This window comes from Isoptericola chiayiensis (assembly GCF_013149805.1).
Lineage (GTDB): Bacteria > Actinomycetota > Actinomycetes > Actinomycetales > Cellulomonadaceae > Isoptericola > Isoptericola chiayiensis.
The window spans coordinates 44,563-64,172 of the sequence record NZ_JABEZT010000004.1 but is presented as its reverse complement, the minus strand read 5'-3'; the positions used below and the strand labels follow the sequence as shown (position 1 = coordinate 64,172).

The 19,610-nt window shown below is 73.2% G+C and carries 12 protein-coding genes; all 12 read right to left on the bottom strand.

Annotated elements, in window-relative coordinates:
- Positions 1-10: 10 nt before the first annotated feature.
- On the bottom strand, positions 11-1,921 hold the full coding sequence (typA, locus tag HDG68_RS09515) for a translational GTPase TypA (RefSeq protein WP_172151519.1): 1,911 nt from the start codon (positions 1,919-1,921) through the stop codon (positions 11-13).
- 57 nt (positions 1,922-1,978) lie between these two features.
- Positions 1,979-3,727: a BCCT family transporter gene (locus tag HDG68_RS09510; protein WP_172151518.1), complete on the bottom strand. Its 1,749-nt coding sequence runs from the start codon at positions 3,725-3,727 to the stop codon at positions 1,979-1,981.
- Between the two features lie 127 nt (positions 3,728-3,854).
- Positions 3,855-5,579 (bottom strand): dipeptide ABC transporter ATP-binding protein, encoded by a 1,725-nt coding sequence (locus HDG68_RS09505; RefSeq protein ID WP_172151517.1) that lies wholly within the window; start codon positions 5,577-5,579, stop codon positions 3,855-3,857.
- A complete protein-coding gene (locus tag HDG68_RS09500) occupies positions 5,576-6,556 on the bottom strand; it encodes an ABC transporter permease (RefSeq protein WP_172151516.1) in 981 nt (326 codons plus the stop codon). The genes HDG68_RS09505 and HDG68_RS09500 overlap by 4 nt, the downstream gene beginning before the upstream one ends.
- Positions 6,549-7,475, bottom strand: coding sequence for an ABC transporter permease (locus HDG68_RS09495; RefSeq protein WP_172151515.1), 927 nt, complete (start codon positions 7,473-7,475; stop codon positions 6,549-6,551). Before HDG68_RS09495 ends, HDG68_RS09500 begins: the two co-directional genes overlap by 8 nt.
- 235 nt (positions 7,476-7,710) lie before the next feature.
- Positions 7,711-9,333 carry a peptide ABC transporter substrate-binding protein gene (locus HDG68_RS09490; protein ID WP_343037516.1) on the bottom strand — a complete coding sequence of 541 codons (1,623 nt, stop codon included), beginning with the start codon at positions 9,331-9,333 and terminating at the stop codon, positions 7,711-7,713.
- Positions 9,334-9,558: 225 nt separating this feature from the next.
- A complete protein-coding gene (locus HDG68_RS09485) occupies positions 9,559-10,296 on the bottom strand; it encodes an ABC transporter ATP-binding protein (RefSeq protein ID WP_172151513.1) in 738 nt (245 codons plus the stop codon).
- Positions 10,293-11,174 carry an ABC transporter ATP-binding protein gene (locus tag HDG68_RS09480; protein WP_172151511.1) on the bottom strand — a complete coding sequence of 294 codons (882 nt, stop codon included), beginning with the start codon at positions 11,172-11,174 and terminating at the stop codon, positions 10,293-10,295. The genes HDG68_RS09485 and HDG68_RS09480 overlap by 4 nt, the downstream gene beginning before the upstream one ends.
- An 18-nt stretch (positions 11,175-11,192) precedes the next feature.
- On the bottom strand, positions 11,193-13,970 hold the full coding sequence (locus HDG68_RS09475) for an FtsX-like permease family protein (RefSeq protein ID WP_172151509.1): 2,778 nt from the start codon (positions 13,968-13,970) through the stop codon (positions 11,193-11,195).
- On the bottom strand, positions 13,967-16,849 hold the full coding sequence (locus HDG68_RS09470; protein WP_172151507.1) for a thioesterase domain-containing protein: 2,883 nt from the start codon (positions 16,847-16,849) through the stop codon (positions 13,967-13,969). Before HDG68_RS09470 ends, HDG68_RS09475 begins: the two co-directional genes overlap by 4 nt.
- Positions 16,850-16,854: 5 nt before the next feature.
- Entirely contained in the window at positions 16,855-18,684 is a 1,830-nt protein-coding gene (locus tag HDG68_RS09465) for an ABC transporter ATP-binding protein (protein ID WP_172151505.1), read from the bottom strand.
- Positions 18,684-19,592 (bottom strand): ABC transporter permease, encoded by a 909-nt coding sequence (locus HDG68_RS09460; RefSeq protein WP_172151503.1) that lies wholly within the window; start codon positions 19,590-19,592, stop codon positions 18,684-18,686. The genes HDG68_RS09465 and HDG68_RS09460 overlap by 1 nt, the downstream gene beginning before the upstream one ends.
- Positions 19,593-19,610: the final 18 nt, after the last annotated feature.

Genomic DNA, 19,610 nt, shown 5'->3' with positions numbered 1-19,610 from the left:
GCCGACCGGGTCAGGCGCGCTTGGCCCGTGCGGCGGCGCGGGCGCGCTCGACGGCGTTGAGGTTCACCTTGCGGATCCGCACGATCTCGGGCGTGATCTCCACGCACTCGTCCTCGGCGGCGAACTCGAGGGACTCCTCGAGGGTGAGCTTCTTCGGCGGCACCAGGTTCTCGAAGCTGTCCGCGGTCGAGGACCGCATGTTCGTCAGCTTCTTCTCCTTGGTGATGTTGACGTCCATGTCCTCGTTGCGCGAGTTCTCGCCGACGATCATGCCCTCGTAGACCTCCTGGGTGGGGTCCACGAAGAACGTCCCGCGCTCCTGCAGGTTGATCATGGCGAACGGGGTCACGACGCCGGCCCGGTCGGCCACGAGCGAACCAGTCGAGCGCGACTCGATCGTGCCGTGCCACGGCTCGTAGCCCTCGGAGTACGACGAGGCGATGCCGGTGCCGCGGGTCTCGGTGAGGAACCGGGTGCGGAACCCGATCAGGCCGCGGGCGGGCACCACGAACTCCATGCGGACCCAGCCGGTGCCGTGGTTGGACATCGTCTCCATGCGGCCCTTGCGCGCCGCCATGAGCTGGGTGACCGCGCCGAGGAACTCCTCGGGCACGTCGATGGTCATGTGCTCCATCGGCTCGCACGTCTTGCCGTCGACCTGCCGCGTGACCACCTGCGGCTTGCCGACGGTCAGCTCGAAGCCCTCGCGACGCATCTGCTCAACGAGGATCGCCAGGGCGAGCTCGCCGCGCCCCTGCACCTCCCAGGCGTCGGGGCGGTCCGTGGGCAGCACGCGCAGCGAGACGTTGCCGATGAGCTCGGCGTCGAGGCGGTCCTTGACCTGCCGGGCGGTGACCTTGTGCCCCTTGCCGCCCTTGCCGGCCAGCGGGGAGGTGTTGATCCCGATCGTCATGGAGATGGCGGGGTCGTCCACGGTGATGCGCGGCAGCGGTCGCGGGTCGTCCGCGTCGGTGAGGGTCTCGCCGATCATGATGTCCGCGATACCGGCCACGGCCACGATGTCGCCCGGACCGGCCGACTCGGCCGGCACGCGGTCGAGCGCCTCGGTGCGCAGCAGCTCGGTGATCTTCACCTGGCTCAGGGTGCCGTCCTGGCGGGCCCAGGCCACGGTCTGCCCCTTGCGCAGGGTGCCGTTGTGGACCCGCAGCAGGGCGAGGCGGCCCAGGAACGGCGAGGCGTCGAGGTTCGTGACGTGCGCCTGCAGCGGCATGTCCTCGTCGTACGTCGGCGCCGGGACGGTACGCAGGATGGTGGAGAACATCGGCTCGAGGTCCTCGTTGGCCGGCAGCTCGCCGTCGGCGGGCTGCTCGGTCGAGGCGCGGCCGGCCTTGGCCGATGCGTAGACGACGGGCACGTCCAGGACGGCGTCGACGTCGAGGTCGGGGACCTCGTCGGCCAGGTCGCTCGCGAGACCCAGCAGCAGGTCCGTGGTCTCGGCGACGACGTCGGTGATCCGCGAGTCGGGGCGGTCGACCTTGTTGACGACGACGATGACCGGCAGCTTGGCGGCGAGCGCCTTGCGCAGCACGAACCGCGTCTGCGGCAGCGGCCCCTCGGAGGCGTCGACGAGCAGGACGACGCCGTCGACCATGGACAGCCCGCGCTCCACCTCGCCACCGAAGTCCGCGTGACCGGGGGTGTCGATGACGTTGATGGTCACGCCGTCGGGCTCGCCGGCGTCCGCCGCCGCGGGTCCGGCGTACCGGATCGCGGTGTTCTTGGCGAGGATCGTGATGCCCTTCTCGCGTTCCAGGTCACCGGAGTCCATGACCCGGTCGTCCACCTGCTGGTGCGCGGCGAAGGCGCCGGCCTGTCGGAGCATGGCGTCGACCAGGGTGGTCTTGCCGTGGTCGACGTGGGCGACGATCGCCACGTTGCGCAGGTCGGAGCGCACAGACATCGACAGTTCTCTTTCCGTCGGGGAGGGGAGCACCCGGGAACCCGGGGCCGGTCCATCCTACCCGCTGGTGTCCTGCCCGCTCCCGCGACCGTTCCCGGCGTCCCGACGCCGCCACGGGACCCCGGCGCGACGGCCGGACCGGGCGGCCGCCGGGGCCGCCCCGTCCCGGTTCGAGTCGTCGACCGCGGGGAGCTGCCCGGTGAGCTCGGCGAAGTGCTCGGTCACGTGGCCGGTGACGTGCTCCGTGACCTCCTCGGTCAGCTCACGACGCCGCAGGCGGCGCTCGACCCGCGTGATCTCCTTGTACTCGCCGTCCAGCGCCTTCCAGATCGAGATCGCGGCACCGATGAGGACCAAGGAGAACGGCAGCGCCGTGAGGATCGACGCGGTCTGCAGCGCGCTGAGCCCACCGGCGTACAGGAGCGCCGCGGCCACGCCGCCCTCGAGGATCGCCCAGAACAGCCGGGACCACAGCGGCGGGTTCTGCTCGCCGCCGTTGGCCAGCATGTCCACCACGAACGACCCGGAGTCGGACGAGGTGACGAAGAACACGACGACGAGCACGATCGCGGCGACCGCCATCCAGGCCCCGCCGCCCGGCAGCGTCTCGAAGAGCTGGAACATGGCGGTGTCGGTGTTCACCGCACCGTCGGCGAGCATGGAGCCCGGCTCGTTGCGCTCCTGGTGGATGGCGGACCCGCCGAACACGCTGAACCACACGGTGGTCACGAGCATCGGCACGAGCAGCGTGCCCATGACGAACTCGCGCACGGTGCGTCCGCGCGAGATGCGGGCGATGAACAGCCCGACGAAGGGCGCCCAGGAGATCCACCAGCCCCAGTAGAAGATGGTCCAGCCGGACTCCCACTCCAGGCCGGCGTCACCCTGGAACGCCAGCGTGTCGAACGTCATCATCATGACGTTCTGGAAGTAGTAGCCGATCGACTGCACCCACTCGCGCATGAGGAACAGCGAGGAGCCCATGACGAGGACCGCGACGAGCAGGAGGCCGGCGAGCATCATGTTGGCGTTCGACAGCCACTTGATCCCCTTCTCGAGGCCCGAGGCCACCGACAGCGCGGCGACCGCCGTGATGCCGGCGATGAGGCCCATCTGCAGCGCGAGACCGGGGCTGGCCACGTCGAGGTAGTCCAGCCCGGCCGCGATCTGCTGGACGCCGAGGCCGAGCGACGTCGCCACGCCGAACACCGTGCCGAAGATCGCCAGCACGTCGATGACGTTGCCGAGCCACCCGCGCACGCGTCGCTCGCCGAGCAGCGGTTCGAGCGCCCACCGGATCGAGGCCGGCCGGCCCTTGCGGTGGATCGAGTACGCCAGCGCCAGGCCGATGATCACGTAGATCGCCCAGGGGTGGAACCCCCAGTGCAGGTACGTCTGCCCCATCGCCGCCTCGGCGAGCTGCGGTTCGTCACCGCCGACGCCGGGCTTGGGGTTCTCGAAGTGCGACAGCGGCTCGGCGACCCCGTAGTAGACCAGGCCGATCCCCATGCCGGTGGCGAACAGCATCGCGAACCACACCGGGAGCTTGAAGTCGGGCGCCTCGTCGTCGGGTCCCAGGGTGATCTCGCCGAAGCGGCTGACCCCCAGGTAGACCGCGAAGATGACGAACGCGGCCACGAGCACGACGTAGTACCAGCCGAAGCCGTTGACGGTCTTGGCCTGCAGGGTGCTCATCACCTCCGCCACCGCGTCGGTGGCGAAGAACCCCAGGAGGACGAAGAGCAGGATGAGTCCGCCTGCCGGGTAGAAGACAGCGGGCGCGAGGGTCGAGCGTCGGCGTGCCATGCCCTTCACAGTGTCGTGGTTCGGTCACCAGCGCAAACGCAGGACGCCGATCGGTCGGTCCCGATCGGCGTCCTGCGGTGTCGTGCCGGCGGTCGGCGGTGGGGGTCCGACGGCGGCGGTGGAAGTCCTAGCCCACCAGGTGCGCCCCCGGGATCGCCTCCAGCAGGTCGCGCGTGTACTGCTCGCGCGGCGTGTCGAAGACCTCGTCGGTGGTGGCCTGCTCGACGACCCGCCCGTTCTGCATCACCACGACGTCGTCGGCGATCTGGCGCACCACGGCCAGGTCGTGGGTGATGAAGAGGTAGCTCAGGCCCAGGTCCGTCTGCAGGGTGTCCAGCAGGTCCAGGATCTGCGCCTGGACGAGCACGTCGAGCGCCGACACCGCCTCGTCCAACACCACGACCTCGGGCTTGAGGGCGAGCGCACGGGCGATGGCGATGCGCTGGCGCTGCCCGCCGGACAGCTCGTTCGGGAACCGTCGCATGGCCGACTGGGGCAGGGAGACCATGTCCAGCAGCTCGCGGACCCGGTTCTCCCTGTCCTTCTTGGAGCCGACGCCGTGCAGCTTGAGCGGTTCCTCGATGGAGCGGTAGATCGAGAACATCGGGTCCAGCGACCCGTACGGGTTCTGGAACACCGGCTGGATCCGGCGTCGGAACGCGAACGCCTGCTTGGCGTTGAGGGTCGCCACGTCGGTGCCGTCGAACTCGACCGTGCCCGACGTCGGCTCCAGCAGCCCCAGCACCATGTTCGCGGCCGTGGACTTGCCCGACCCGGACTCCCCCACCAGGGCGAGCGTCCGCCCTCGGCCCAGGGTGAACGAGACGTCGTCGACGGCCTTGAAGTCGGTCGACGACCCGGGGCGCGCCCCGCGGATCTGGAACACCTTGGTGAGGTTCCGCACCGCGACGGCCTCGTTCGAGGCGGGCGGCTGCTCGCCCGCGTGGTGGGCGTGCAGCTCGGCGGACTCCTGGCCCGACACGTGCGCCGTCTGGATGCGGCGCGAGGCCAGCGACGGGGCGGAGGACACCAGGCGCTGGGTGTACGGGTGCTGCGGGTCGGCGAGGATCTGCTGCGCGGGGCCGGACTCGACGACCTGGCCCTTGAACATCACCACGAGGTGCTCGGCACGCTCGGCGGCCAGGCCCAGGTCGTGGGTGATGAACAGCACGGCCGTGCCCAGGTCCCGGGTCATGTCGCCCAGGTGGTCGAGGATCTGGCGCTGGACGGTGACGTCCAGGGCCGACGTCGGCTCGTCGGCGATGAGCAGCTGGGGCCGCGACGCGAGGCCGATGCCGATCAGCGCACGCTGACGCATACCGCCGGAGAACTCGTGCGGGTACTGGCGTGCCCGCCGCTCGGCGTCGGGCAGGCCCGCCTCGCGCAGCACGTCGGCGACGCGCTGACGCAGGTCCGCCTTGGATCCCTTGAACCCGTTGGCCTTGAGCGCCTCGGTCACCTGGGTGCCGATGCGCCACACCGGGTTGAGGTTCGACATCGGGTCCTGCGGGACGAGGCCGATCTCGCGGCCGCGCAGCGCCTCCTTCTCCCGGCGCGGTGCGCCGACGAGCTCACGCCCGCCGAACGTGATCGTGCCGCCGGTGACCCGGCCGGTGCCGGGCAGCAGGTCCATGATCGCGGCGGCGGTGGTGGACTTGCCGGAACCGGACTCGCCGACGATCGCGACGCTCTGGCCCGGGTAGACGGTCAGGTCGGCTCCGCGCACGGCGTGCACGTCGCCGGCCCCCGTGGAGAACGAGATCTGCAGGTCGCGGATCTCGAGCAGCGGGGTGTTCGGGTCGACGGCGGGGCGCCCGTCGTCTCCTGCGGTCACGGGGAACTGGGTCGTCATCGCTTACGAGCCTTCGGGTCGAGGGCGTCGCGCACGACGTCGCCCATCATCATGAAGCCGAGCACCGTCAGTGCCAGGCCGCCGGCCGGGTAGAGCAGGATCTCCGGGTCGGTGCGGATGGCACCCTGGGCCGCGGAGATGTCACCGCCCCACGAGACGACGGACGGCGGCAGGCCGATGCCGAGGAAGCTCAGCGTCGCCTCGGCGACGATGAACTGCCCCAGCGCGACCGTCGCGTAGACGATGATCGGCGCCGAGGAGTTCGGCAGCACGTGCTGCACGAGGATCTGCCCGCGGCTCATGCCGAGGGACCGCGCCGCGGTGACGAACTCGTTGTTCTTCACCGACATGACCGTGCCGCGCGTGATGCGGGCGATCTGGGTCCAGCCGAACAACGCGAGCACGAACGCCACGAGGAAGCTCGTGCGGTCGGCCGTCACGGACATGATGACGATCGCGGCGAGCACCAGCGGGATGGCGAAGAAGATGTCGGTGATGCGGCTCAGGATCGTGTCGAACCACTTGCCGTAGTAGCCGGCGACCGCTCCGATCGTGGTGCCGAGCAGCACCACCATCACGGTGGCGAGGACCCCGACGACGACGGAGGACCGGGCGCCGTAGACGGTGCGCGAGTAGATGTCGCATCCCTGCCGGTCGAAGCCGAACGGGTGGCCCGCCTGCGGACCCTGGAGCGCCTTGCTCAGGTCGCAGACCCGGGGGTCGATGGAGGTGAACAGCCCGGGGAAGGCCGCGACCAGGATCACCAGGACGATGACGGCCGCGGAGACCCAGAACAGCCAGCGGCGGCGCATCGCGTGCCAGGCGTCGCCCCAGAGGCTCGTGGGGGCGTCGTCGGCGCGGACGGCGTCGACGGCGCCGAGGCCGCCCTCGTCGACCGGTGCGGTGAAGTGCTCCTGCCCGGGGCGCGGGGTCGGCCTCGCCGGTCCCCCCGGGTTCTCGTAGCGGTTCTCAGGCATAGCGGATCCTCGGGTCGAGGGCGGCGTAGAGCAGGTCCACGAGCAGGTTCGCCGCGATGTAGACCAGCACGAGCACGGTGGTCAGGGACACGACGGTCACGGACTCGCCGCGGATGATCGCGTCGTAGAGCGTGCCGCCCACACCGTTGATGTTGAAGATGCCCTCGGTGATGATCGCGCCGCTCATCAGGGCGCCGATGTCGGCACCGAGGAACGTCACCACGGGGATGAGGGAGTTGCGCAGGACGTGCCGTCCGGTGACCTGGGTGCGCGTCAGGCCGCGGGCCCGCGCGGTGCGGACGTAGTCCGCCGACAGGTTCTCGGCCACGGAGGTCCGCGTCAGGCGCAGGACGTACGCGAACGAGACGGCGGCGAGCACGAACGCCGGCATCAGCAGACTGACGAAGTCGGGATCTCGTCCGGCGGTGACGGGTAGCCAGCCGAGCTTGACGCCGACGACGATCTGCATGACGAAACCGACGACGAACGTCGGCACGGCGATGAAGAACAGGCTGACGACCAGGGCGGTGCCGTCGAAGATCCCGCCCTTGCGCATCCCGGCGACCAGGCCGAAGCCGATGCCGAGGATCGCCTCGATGGCCAGCGCCATGAGCGCGAGCTGGATCGTGACGGGGAAGGCGCTGGCGATCACCTCGGTGATCTCGCGGCCGCGGAAGTCCACCCCGAAGTCGAGGGTGACCACGCCGCGCAGGAAGAGCAGGTACTGGACGATGAAGGGCTGGTCCAGGTTGTACTCCGCCCGGATCTGCTCCTGGACGGCCTCGGGCAGACCCCGCTCGCCGCCGAGGGCGGACACCGGGTCGCCGGGCCGCAGGAAGACCATGGCGTAGAGCAGGAGGGTGGCGCCCAGGAACACAGGGATCACCTGCAGGAGCCTGCGTCCGAGATACCAGAGCATGCGATTCGTCTCCTCGTGGACCCGGGGGGTCTCCCCAGGCTACGGGTCTCGTCCCGCCGCGGCCCGGGAGAGCCGCGGACAGCGGTGGGGCGGGGGTGCCGTGGTGGGCGCCCCCGCCCTCGCGCGACGGGTGGTCGACGTCGGACAGTACCGGACCGGACCGGCCACCCGGAAAGTCGTGGCCGGCGCGAGGCGGGCACCGTGCGGTGCCGCCTCGCGCCGGGTCACGGTGTCGTCACTCCTTGGTGACCTGGTACAGGATCGGGTCGCTGTCCCAGCCGAACTCGACGTTCTCGACGGTCTCGGCGTAGCCGCCGGTCGCGTTCTGGTACCAGAGCGGGATGCCCGGCACGTCCTGGAACAGGATCTCCTGGGCCTCCTTGTACAGCTCGGTCGCCGTCTCCGTGTCCGGGGCGGCGCCGGCCTCGGCCAGCTTGGCGTCGAACTCCTCCGAGGAGTAGTTCATGTCGTTCGAGCCGGCCCCGGTGCCGTAGATCGGGCCCAGGAAGTTGCTCATGGACGGCCAGTCGGCCTGCCAGCCACCGCGGAAGATACCCTCGACGGACTCGTCGTCACGCGCGTTGAGGAACTCGTCGAAGGTGGTGTAGGGCGCGAACTCGCAGCCGATGCCCAGGTCGGTGCGGATGGTGTTGCACACCGCGTCGATCCAGTCCTGGTGGTCGGAGTCGGCGTTCGAGGCGATCTGCAGCGTGTAGTCGCCGATCGGGTCCATCGACTCGGCCTCGTCCCACAGCTCCTTGGCGCCCTCGGGGTCGTACTCGAGGATCTCGGAGCCCGGGATGTCCTCGGAGTAGCCGTCGATGACGGGCGAGGTGAAGTCGTGCGCCGGGGTGCGCGAGCCGCTGTAGAGCTGCTCGGTGATCGTCTCGCGGTCGATTGCCATGGAGATGGCCTCGCGGCGCATGACGCCGGCGTCGCCCTGGAACTCGGGCAGCCACTCGGGGATGTTGACGACCTGGATGACGGCGGCCGGCTGGTTGACGGCACGCTCGCCCAGGTCGGACTCGAAGGTGGCGAAGGCCGACGACGGCACGTTCGGCAGGATGTCCAGGGCGCCGTCGAGCATGTCGTTGTACGCCGTGTCCTCCTCGACGTACGCGACCATCTCGAGGCCGCCGTTGGCGGGCTGCCGCGGACCCTCGTAGCCCTCGCGCGGGATCAGCGTGATCAGGCTGTCGTTCTCCCAGGACTCGAGCTCGTAGGGACCAGCGCCGATCGGGGCCGAGCCGAAGCCCTCCGGGTCCTCGAAGAACGCCTCGGGCATCGGGAAGAAGGCCGTGTAGCCGAGCCACAGCTCGAAGTCCGCGGACGGCTCGTTGAGCTCGGCGGTGAACGTCAGGTCGTCGACGACCTCGAGCGCGAGCTCGGACGACTCGTCCGTGCTGTAGCCGGAGAACCCGTTGAAGAAGTACTGCTGGTTCTGGGCGTTGTCGATGTCGGCGACGTAGTTCCAGGCGTCGACATAGCTCTGGGCGGTGACGGGCGTGCCGTCGGAGAAGGTCCAGCCGTCCTGGATGGTGATGGTCCAGGTCTGGTTGTCCTCGGACTCGATGGACTCGGCCATCTCGTTCTGGGCGGCGCCCTCGGCGTCGTAGTAGACGAGGCCGGAGTAGATGTTCTTGACCACGAGACCGCCGTAGACCTCGTTGGTCATGCCGGGGGTCAGGGGGTTCTGCGGCTCACCGCTGGAGATCGAGACGACGCCGGAGCTGGCGTCGTCACCCGATGCGGTCGAGTCGGTGTCGTCGGAGCTGCCGGAGCCTCCGCACGCAGAGAGCAGCAGGGCCGAGGCGAGGGTGAAGGCCCCGATGCCTGCCAGACGTCGACGAGGTGTCACGTGTCCTCCTGGGTAGGTGTGCGCGCCGCCGGGATGATGCCCGGTCGGCCGTCGATCACGGGAGCCGATGAACCCCCGCTGCACGGTGCCGAAGGAGCCTACCTCCCCGATGGTGTCCCGGATCACCAGAACCGGACACATGGCGCCGATCGTGACCAGATCGGAACGCCCTCGAAACCTTTCGACCAGCGAAAGCGCATTCCGCGTCCGACCCTGTGGTGTCGGTCACGCCGCGGGCGTCGCACCGTCCCGCAGGAGCCCGTCGTGCAGGTCGAGCACCCGGTCCGCGCGCGCCACGAGCTCCGGGTCGTGGGTGGTCACGACGGCGGCCACCCCGTCGTCGTGCACCAGCTCGCGCAGCAGGTCCATGACGCGCCGCCCGGTGGCGGAGTCGAGCTGACCGGTCGGTTCGTCGGCGAGCAGCACGCGAGGCCGGGCCACGAGCGCCCGGGCGATCCCGACCCGCTGCTGCTGCCCGCCGGACAGCTCGTCCGGGCGCTGGTCCGCGTGCCCGGCCAGCCCCACGCGGTCCAGGGCCTCGGCGACCCGTGCGGCCCGCTCTCCCGCCGGCGTGCGCCGCAGCCGCAGCGGCACCTCGACGTTCTCGGCCGCGGACAGCACCGGCACGAGACCGAAGGACTGGAAGACGTACCCGACCTCGTCACGGCGGGCGGCGAGCACCTCGTCCGGGTCCGCCGTCGTCAGCTCCCGCTCCCCCAGCCGCACGCGGCCCGACGTCGGCACGTCCAGCCCGCCGAGCACGTTCAGCAACGTGGTCTTGCCCGAGCCGGACGGCCCGCGCACCACGACCAGCTCGCCCGCGGCCACCGCCAGCGAGACGCCGCGCAGCGCGTGCACCTCGCCGGTCCCGCGCCCGAACGTGCGCGTCACGTCGGTGCACCGCAGCACCGTCGTCGGGCCCGCGCCGCCGTGCGCCGCAGGACCGGTCGTCACCGTCGTCATCGTGCCTCCTGGTTCTCGTCCCGGTCCGGGCGCACCTGGACGTGATCGGGCTGCAGCGTGAGGCGCACCCGGTCACGCAGGTCCAGGGCCTCCACGACGTCGTGCGGCAGCTGCAGGCGGCCCACCCGGTCCAGCACGGCAAACTCCTCGGCGACGTGCCGCTCCGTGCCGTCGGCGTCGGTGGACCGGCGCCGCAGCACCTCGGTGGAGGTGCGCCCGTCACGGATCTGGACGGTGCGCGCCACGTGCTCCGAGACCGTCGGGTCGTGGGTCACGATCAGCGTCGTCGTCCCGGTCGCCTCGTTGACCGAGCGCAACGCCTCCAGCACCTCCACGCTCGTGGCCTCGTCGAGCTCGCCCGTCGGTTCGTCCGCCAGCAGGACGCGCGGCGCGTTGGCGACCGCAACGGCGATCGCGACGCGCTGCTGCTGACCGCCGGACAGCCGGCCGGGCAGCCGGTCGGCGAGATCCGCGACGCCGAGGAGGTCCAGCACCTCGCGCGCACGGGCCGCCCGGGCCCGACGCGGTCCCCCGGCCAGGTCGAGCACCAGCCGCACGTTCTCCTCCGCCGTCAGGTACCCGAGCAGGTTGCGCGAGGTCTGCTGCCACACGAACCCCACCGTGCGGCGCTGGTACCGCACCCGCCGCCGCGCCGTCATCGTGGCCAGGTCCGTGCCCGCCACCGTCGCGGACCCGCCGGTCGGCGTGTCGAGCCCGGACAGGATGTTCAGCAGCGTCGACTTGCCCGACCCGGACGCGCCGACGACGGCGACCAGATCACCGGCCTCGACGCGCAGGTCCAGACCCTGCAGGGCCTGGACCTCGACGCCGTCGGTCGCGAAGATCCGCACCAGGCCCCGGCACAGGATGTCACTCATCGGTCCTCGCTCCTCTCGTCACGACGCGCTCCCCAGGTCGACGGCGGGACTCCCCCGCCGCCGTCGCCCGGCGACCGCCACGCCCGCGGCGGTCGCACCCAGCAGGCCGACCACGAACGCCGCGGACCACCAGGGGGCGACCTGCAGCCGGGGGGCGGCGCCCCCGCCCGTCAACGGCGTCAGGTCCACGACGGCCAGCACCAGGGCCGCCACCGCTCCGCCGAGCACCGCTCCCGCGACCAGCGCGGCGACCACCCACGGCCCGACCTCCCACGCCACGATCCCGCGCTCGGCCCGGCGGGGCAGCCCGAGAGCGCGCAGCACGGCCAGCAGCCGGCGCCGGGCGGGCGCCGCCAGGACCAGCATGAGCCCCACGGTGGCGACGCACAGCAGCACCGACAGCACGACGGCGGCCACGAACGCCGTCGCCAGCCCCGACGCCGCCGGGGAGGCGAGCAGCGCGGCCCGGCCGTCGAGGGGGTCGTCGACGACGCCGGTCGGTGCCGCGGCCGCGACGCCCGCCACGGCGTCCGCGTGCCCGGCCGGACCGAGGTCGTCGGCGAGCCCGATCAGCGCCAGCCGCGGGACCCCGCCGTCGATCCCGGCCAGCTCCGCGGCGAGTCCGGCGTCGACCACCAGGGCACCCGACGACGGCGGCAGACCCGGCAGCCGGTCGACGTGCCCCACGACCGTCACCGGTACCGCGGCCCCGCCCGGACCGGTCAGCACCGGGGTACCCGTCGCCACGTCCCCCGTGGCCAGCGCGGGCAGGCGGCCGTCCGAGACCTCGGTGAGCAGGTCCACGCCGTCGGGTGCTCCCGGTGCCCCGGACTGCACGGCCGCGAGCGCCGCCGCGTCCGTCGTGTACGCCGTGACCGGCGTGCCGCTGCCGACGGTGCCGAGCGGGTACCGGCCGGCGTCGGCCACCGGCGCGACGGCGGTGACGCCGTCGACGGCCGCGATCGCCGCGGTGACGTCGGCGTCGACGACCGGGCCGGCCAGGCGCAGGTCCGCCCCGACGGCGGTCCAGGCCTGCTGCTCGATGCCGGCACGGACGGTGGAGGCCAGCGTGATCGAGGAGAAGGCGACGCCGCAGGCGAGCACCAGGGCGACGGCGGGCACGGGCCCGCCGGCGACGGCGCGGCGCACACGCGCCGCGCCGAGGAAGGGCACCAGGTCGCGGCGTCGCGCGAGCGCCCGTTCGCCGAGGCGCACCGCCGGGGGGACCAGCCGCAGCACCACGAAGGCGACGCTCAGCCCCACCAGGAGGGGTGCGGCGACCAGGAGGGGGTCCACGCCGGTGCCGTCCGGTCCGGTCACCCTGCCACGGTCGATCGCCAGCCACGTGGTCGCCGCGGCGGCCAGGAGGACCCCGGCCTCGACGGCCGCGCGGCTGCGGCGACGGCGCGGGACGGTCGTGCCGAGGTCGGCCCGCTCGCCCCGGGCGCTGCGCGCGGGCACGACGGCGGCCAGCCCGGCGGCCGGGGCGAGCCCGCACGCGGCGGCGGCCCCGACCTGCCCGGCGGTCACGGGACCGGGCACCGCGGCGAGGCCGAGCAGGAGACCGGCGGTGGCCGCGGGCAGCCCGACGGCGAGGCCCTCGAGCGCGAGCATCGTGCGGATCCACGCGTCCCCCGCGCCGCGGGCCCGGACCAGCACGACGGTGGCCCGCCGTCGCTCGACCACCAGCCGTGCGGCCAGGACGAGGACGGCGGCCAGGGCACCGAGCGGGCCGACGGCGAGCACGGCGACGATCGCGTCCACGCCCTGCCGGCGACCGAGCGCCTCGGCGAGCAGGTCGACCAGCCCGGACGCCGGCTCCAGCACGGCAGGGTCGCCTTCGACGACCGTGGAGGTGGTGGCGGTCAGGCCGCGCAGCTGGGCGAGCAGCGCCGGGGCGTCCGCGGCGGTCAGCCCCGAGGCGTCCACGGGGTACCAGATCCGCGCGGTGGGCGCGTCGGTCCAGGCCCCGAGGGCGCCCGGGTCGGTGAGCACGCCGGCGGTGACGATCTTGCCGATGTTGGGGTCGACGACGATCTCGGGGCCGGTGGTGCGCGGCACGTGCGACCAGACGTCGGCCCGGGCGTCCCGCGGTTCCCACAGCGCCACGACACGCAGCGCCGGCTGCAGGGGGTCGCCGGTGGGGTGCACGGAGCCGAGCTCCCAGTCGAGCTCGTCCGCCACTCCGGTGGACGCCGCGACCTCGACCGGGTCGGGGACGACCTCCACGACGCCGTCCGGCCCCGGCAGCAGCGTGGTGCGGTCCACCGGTACCGGCGTGGGTCGCGGCCAGCGCCCGGCCACGACGTCCACCTGGTCCCGCAGGCGCGGGCCGGCGCGCAGCACCACGCCCGGGGAGGCGACGTCGTTGCCCTCGACCCGCTCGACCTCGAGCCGGTCGGAGGAGACCACCAGGTCGGGCGTGCCGAGGACGTCCGCGAGGGGGGACGGCTGGGCGGCGGCGAGCGCGGTGAGCGCGGTGAGGTAGCCGTCCAGGTCGGGCTGCGGCGGCGTCACGGTACCGGAGCCGTCCGCGTCTCCGGCGCCGAGGTCGGTCCCGCCGTAGGCCTGGTGGGCGCCGCCGTAGCCGGGGTAGGTGGTGCTGGTGGCCACCACGTCGGAGGAGATGGCGGAGGCCTGCGCCACCGCGTGGGCGAGCTCGTCGGCGTGCAGCGCGGCCGTGGCCCGCGGGACGGCCGAGACCAGGGCCGCGGTCCCGAGCGCGACGACGGCGAGCGCGGCCGTCGCGCCGACGGCGGTGCGCAGGTGGCGGCGCACGAGCAGCCAGAGGCTCATCGGACCTCCGGACGGTACGCGGTGTCCCGCACCTGGGCAGCGACGCGGCCCGCGACCACGGCGGCCGTGGCGGCGACGCCCAGCAGCGCGACACCGGTGAGGACGGCCAGCAGGGGCACGTCGACGGCGAACGCCGGGGCGACGGCGGACCCGACCACGCCCTGGGCCAGCCCCGGGACGGTGAGGGCCGCGACGGCGAGGCCGCCGACCAGACCCGAGACGACGCCGGCCACTCCCACGACCGCGATCTCCAGGGCGCGTCCGGCCCCCTGGCCGCGGGGGCCCAGCCCGACGGCGCGCAGCACGACGGTCTCTCCCCGGCGCGAGCCCAGTCCCACGGCGGCGGCCACCGCGAGCCCGACCAGCGCCAGGACGCCCGACCCGGCGGCCACCGTCACGGCGGCGAGCCGGACCGGGGCACCTGCGTCGGACGAGGTGTCGGGCGCCGTGCCCGGCGAGCCGGGCCCGCGGACCGCACCGGAGGCCGTCGTCACGGCGAAGTCCTCAGGGTCGGGGGCCTGGACGCGGGCCTGCGCGGTGGCCAGCGTCACGAGAGAGGTCAGCGACTCGTCGTCGTCCGGGTGGTCGGCTCCGACCCAGACCTCCCCCGGGCGCGGCAGCAGCACCGCGGTGCGCAGGAGGACCGCGTCGAGCGTGCCGAGGTCGACCAGGGCGGCGTCGGCGGCGGTGCCGCCCGGGACGCGGTCGACGAGCCCGGCGACCTCCAGGCGGACGCCGCTGCCCGCCACCGTCGCCTCGAGGACGTCGCCGGGGGACGCGTCCCACCGCTCGGCCGCCGCGCGCGTCAGGGTCGCCGGCACCGTGGCGGCCGTCGTCGCGGGGTCGCCCGCCACGTCCCGCGCGACCACGAACCGCACTCCTGCCGCGCCGCCGGGAGCCGCCGTCGTCCGCACCGAGGGCGGGCCGGACCGCTCGGAAGCCAGCACCTCCCCGGACGCGGGGGCCACCGCGGTCCAGGCCGCGGCGGTGAGGTCGGCGGCCGACGCCCCACCGGCGCCGTCGGTCGCCACGACGTCGCGCAGCCCCACCTCGAGGTCGGTGGCCGCCGGGACCCGGGGAGCCACGTCGACGGCGACCAGGCGCAGCCCGGGAGCCGTCGTCAGCCGGACGGGCAGGTCGACCGTCACGCGCTCCACGGTCGCCGCCGCGCCCAGGGCCACGGTCCCTGCCTCCAGCACCGTCAGCGTGCCGTCGTCGGCGGCGAGCCAGACGGCCACCGTCACCTCGGCCCGGTCGCCGGCACCAGCCGTCGCCGGCGGCGTCGGCATCGGCGACGACCCGGCGGCGGGGACGGCCGCACCGGTCAGGTCGAGCGCGAGCTCCGCGGCGGGCCCGAGCGCGGGCGCCCGGTCGAAACGCTCCCCCGGCCCCAGCGGGCCGGTCAGGGCCGCGACGTCGTCGGCCCGCACCACCCCGTCCGCGAGGCCGACGGGCAGCGCCGTCACCCGGAGCGGGTCACCGTCGACCGTGGCGTCCTCGACCAGCACCGGAGCCGCCCCGGACGCCCCGTCGAGCCGGGCGAACGAGTGCGCCACCGGCGCCGGCCGGGCGTCGTCGAGCCGTCCGTCCCCCGGGAGCGCCACCCGCACGTCCGTCCCCACGCGTTGCGCAGCGAGGGCGTCGCGGGCCTGCGTCGTCGTGGCCACGGACGCCGCCGCCAGGACCGTCGACCCGCCGGACAGGACCAGCAGCACGACCGGCACGGCCACCACCCGCAACCCGCGCGAGACCTGGCGCGAGGCCAGCACCGCCGTCGCCCCGCGGGACCGGGCGGCCGCCGCGGACCACACGCGCGTCGCCGGCCCGAGCACCGCGAGCGCCACCATGCCGGTCGCGGCCAGCACCAGGGCCGGTGCGAGCACCGCCGGCAGGTCCGCACGCACGCCCTCGGCGTCCACCACGACCGGTGAGCCCAGGCTCCGCCAGCGCAGGACGCCCAGGGCGGCGAGCGCGACGACGGCGAGCACTCCCCCGACCCCGGCGACCTGCCGCAGGCGCCCCGCCCGGTCCCCGCCCTGCCGCCGGGCGACGTCGCGGGCCCGCACGGCGCTGGTCACGACGAGCACCACGACCGCGGTCGACGCCGTCACCGCTCCGGTCGCCACCAGGGCCACCGGGTCCGCGCCGCCGGGCACGTCGCCCGCCTCCAGCAGCACCGCCGCGGCGGCGGTCCCCGGAAGAGCTCCGGACAGGGCCACCCCCACGGCCTCCACCCCGTCCGCGACGACCAGCCGGGACGGCGCGGCCCCCCGGGCCACCATGATCTCGAGCTCGCGCTGCCGCGCACCGGACAGGAGCCGGGCCACCTGCGCCAGGGCGGCCAGCACCACCAGCGTCAGGATCGACACCGGTACCCCGACGGCGGCACCGGCCGTGGCCGTCGCGGTCGCCTGCCGGGCGGCGCGCTCGGCGAGATCACCCTCGACCGTCAGCCCGCGGACCGCTACCGCGTCGTCGGAGCGCAGCTCCTGGTGCAGCGCCGCGCCGCCCTCGGCCAGCACGGGCAGGTCGTCCGGCGCCACGGCGGCGACCTCCGGCGTGAGCGTCCACACGACGAAGGGCGTGTCGGCGCCGTCGGGCCGCTGCGCCCGGTCCACCGCCACGGGCGCACCCGCGAGGAGTCGCGCCACCGCCTGCCGGACGTGGGCGTCCTGGGCCTCGGCGTCGTCGGCGAGACGCGTGGTGACCTGCAGGCTCGCCGTCTCCGGGACCGTCAGGGCGCGCTGCGCCGCCGCGCCCGTCGTGCCCGTGACCGCACCGGCCGTCGTCCCGCCCGCCGCCGCGACGACGGCGACGAGCAGGACGACCAGGCCCAGCAGACCACGGTGCGCGACGGCGCGCCGCAGCACGTGGCCCATCGGGCTCAGACGTGCGGGTCGGTGCCGCGCATCACGTCCGACGTGCCCGCTCCCGGCTCCTGGCGCGCCTTGCGCGCCGCCGACTCGTCGTCGTCGACGTGCAGCTCGACGACCTCGTCGCCCAGCTCGGCCAGCAGGCGGTGCCGGGCCTCGCGGCGTTCGGCCTGCGTGGTCGGGTCCGGCACCGGGGCAGCCGCCAGGAGCCGCTTGGTGTACGGCTCCTGCGGCGCGCGCAGCACCCGGTCGCGGGTGCCCTGCTCGACGATCCGGCCGTTCTGCAGGACGACGACTCGGTGCGCCAGCATGTCGATGACCGCCAGGTCGTGGCTGACGAACAGGCAGGCGAACCCGAAGTCGCGCTGCAGCGAGAGGAACGTCTCCAGCACGGACGCCTGCACCGACACGTCGAGCGCGGACGTCGGCTCGTCCGCCACCATGAGCTCGGGCTCCAGGGTCAGGGCCCGGGCGATGGACACGCGCTGGCGCTGACCGCCCGACAGCTCGTGCGGGAACCGGTTGTAGAACGACCGCGGCAGCTCGACCGCGTCGAGCAGCTCCATGACGCGCTTCTCGCGCGACGCGGGGTCACCCACCCCGTGCACCACCAGCGGCTCGCCGATCGCCTCCCCCACGGGGAACCGCGGGTTGATCGAGGCGGCCGGGTCCTGGAAGACCACGCCGATCCGCCGCCGCAGGTCCTTGAGCTGCTTCTTCTTCAGCGCACCGAAGTCCTCGCCGAGGATCCGCACGTGCCCCGACACGGCGGGGATGAGGCCGAGCGCGCACTTGCCGATGGTCGACTTGCCGGACCCGGACTCGCCGACCAGGCCCACGATCTCGCCCTGGCCGACGGTGAACGATACGTCGTCCACGGCACGGAAGGCCGGCTTGCCCAGCCGGTGGTACTCGATGACGAGGTTGTCGAGCTGCAGCGCCGGCCGGGAGGTGTCGGCATGCTCGACCTCGACCGAGTGCGCCACGCCCGCGTCGTCCTGGCCCACGCCCTCGCCGAGGCGCGGCACCGCACCCAGCAGCCGCTTGGTGTACTCGTGCTGCGGGTTGGTCAGCACCTGCTGCGCGGTGCCCGTCTCGACCAGGTCGCCCTTGAACATCACCGCGACGCGGTCGGCCATGTCGGCCACCACGCCCATGTTGTGGGTGATGAGAAGGATGCCCGTGTCGAGCTTGTCCTTCAGCGAGCGCAGCAGGTCCAGGATCTCCGCCTGGACCGTCACGTCGAGCGCCGTGGTGGGCTCGTCGGCGATGATCACCCTCGGGTCGCAGGAGATCGCCATCGCGATCACCACGCGCTGGCGCTGACCGCCGGAGAGCTCGTGCGGGTACTGCTTGAGGCGCCGCTCGGGCTCGGGGATGCCGACCATGCGCAGCAGCTCGGCGGCGCGGGCCATGGCCATCTTGCCGTACGCGATCCCGTGCAGCTGCAGGGCCTCGGTGAGCTGGTCGCCGATGGTCAGCACCGGGTTGAGCGCCGTCATCGGCTCCTGGAACACCATGGCGATGTCGTTGCCCCGCATCTTGCGCAGCCCCGCCTGGTCCAGCTCGCCGACCACCTTGTCGCCCACCCGGACGGTGCCCGAGATCCTCGCGTTGTCCGGCAGCAGGCCGAGCGCCGTCGTCGAGGTGACCGACTTGCCGGAGCCCGACTCGCCCACGACGGCGAGGACCTCGCCGGGGTGGACCTCGAGCGAGACGCCCTTGACGGCGTGCACGTCGCCGAACTCGGTGCCGAAGGTGACCTCGAGGTCGGTGAAGGACAGGACGGCGTCGCCCGGGGTGGCGGGCTCGTCCGTGCCGGTGATGTCGAGGGTGGTCATCAGTCCTTGGTCCTGTTCTGGCGGGGGTCGAACGCGTCGCGCAGACCGTCACCGATGAAGTTCACGGTCAGCGCGATGGCGAGGATCATCAGCCCCGGCCACCAGAAGAGCCACGGGCGCGTCGTGAACGCCGTCTCGTAGGTGGAGATCAGCAGGCCGAGCGAGGTGTCGGGCGCCTGCACGCCGTAGCCGAGGTAGCTCAGCGATGTCTCGAGCAGGATGGCGGCCGAGATCGTCAGCGTCGCCGAGACGATGATCGTGCCGATCGCGTTGGGCAGGATGTGCTTGGTGATGATCCGCCCGTTGCTGGTGCCGACGGCGGTCGCCGCGACGACGAAGTCACGCTCGCGCAGGGAGAGCATCTCGCCGCGCACCAGCCGGGCCAGGCCCGTCCAGGTCACGATGCCGAGCATGATCGTCAGGCCCCAGATCCCCCAGGCGCTCGCCATCTTGCCGAGCACGGCGGCGAGGACCAGCAGCGGGATGACCAGCAGCAGGTCGGTGGTGCGCATGAGCAGCGACTCGAGCCAGCCGCGGAAGTAGCCCGCGACCGCGCCGATCAGCGTGCCGATCAGGGTCGAGATGATCCCGACGCCGAACGCGATGATGAGCGACTTCTGCGTGCCGAGCATCACCAGGGCGAAGTAGTCCTTGCCGCCGGTGTCCTGGCCGAACGGGTGCTCCCAGGTGGGAGCGCCGTCGCCGATCTTCGGGTACTGCAGCTCGGGCACCTTGTCCCACCAGCCCGGCAGCGGTCCGATGCCGATCGAGGTGAAGGCGAGCAGGATCACCAGGCCGAGGACGATCATCGAGATGATCGCCCCCCGGTGCCGGAAGAAGCGCATCCGGACCAGCTGGTTCTGGCTGTAGGACTTCTCCGGGGTCGCCGAGGTCTGGAGGTCAGTCATGGCACGCTCCACGGGTGT

What these genes read in the sequence shown, in the direction of transcription:
- HDG68_RS09495 (WP_172151515.1), bottom strand. Translation starts at nt 7,475, where the DNA reads ATGCTCTGGTATCTCGGACGCAGGCTCCTGCAGGTGATCCCTGTGTTC.
- HDG68_RS09470 (WP_172151507.1), bottom strand. Translation starts at nt 16,849, where the DNA reads ATGGGCCACGTGCTGCGGCGCGCCGTCGCGCACCGTGGTCTGCTGGGC.
- HDG68_RS09480 (WP_172151511.1), bottom strand. Translation starts at nt 11,174, where the DNA reads ATGAGTGACATCCTGTGCCGGGGCCTGGTGCGGATCTTCGCGACCGAC.
- HDG68_RS09465 (WP_172151505.1), bottom strand. Translation starts at nt 18,684, where the DNA reads ATGACCACCCTCGACATCACCGGCACGGACGAGCCCGCCACCCCGGGC.
- HDG68_RS09475 (WP_172151509.1), bottom strand. Translation starts at nt 13,970, where the DNA reads ATGAGCCTCTGGCTGCTCGTGCGCCGCCACCTGCGCACCGCCGTCGGC.
- typA (WP_172151519.1), bottom strand. Translation starts at nt 1,921, where the DNA reads ATGTCTGTGCGCTCCGACCTGCGCAACGTGGCGATCGTCGCCCACGTC.
- HDG68_RS09510 (WP_172151518.1), bottom strand. Translation starts at nt 3,727, where the DNA reads ATGGCACGCCGACGCTCGACCCTCGCGCCCGCTGTCTTCTACCCGGCA.
- HDG68_RS09500 (WP_172151516.1), bottom strand. Translation starts at nt 6,556, where the DNA reads ATGCCTGAGAACCGCTACGAGAACCCGGGGGGACCGGCGAGGCCGACC.
- HDG68_RS09505 (WP_172151517.1), bottom strand. Translation starts at nt 5,579, where the DNA reads ATGACGACCCAGTTCCCCGTGACCGCAGGAGACGACGGGCGCCCCGCC.
- HDG68_RS09460 (WP_172151503.1), bottom strand. Translation starts at nt 19,592, where the DNA reads ATGACTGACCTCCAGACCTCGGCGACCCCGGAGAAGTCCTACAGCCAG.
- HDG68_RS09485 (WP_172151513.1), bottom strand. Translation starts at nt 10,296, where the DNA reads ATGACGACGGTGACGACCGGTCCTGCGGCGCACGGCGGCGCGGGCCCG.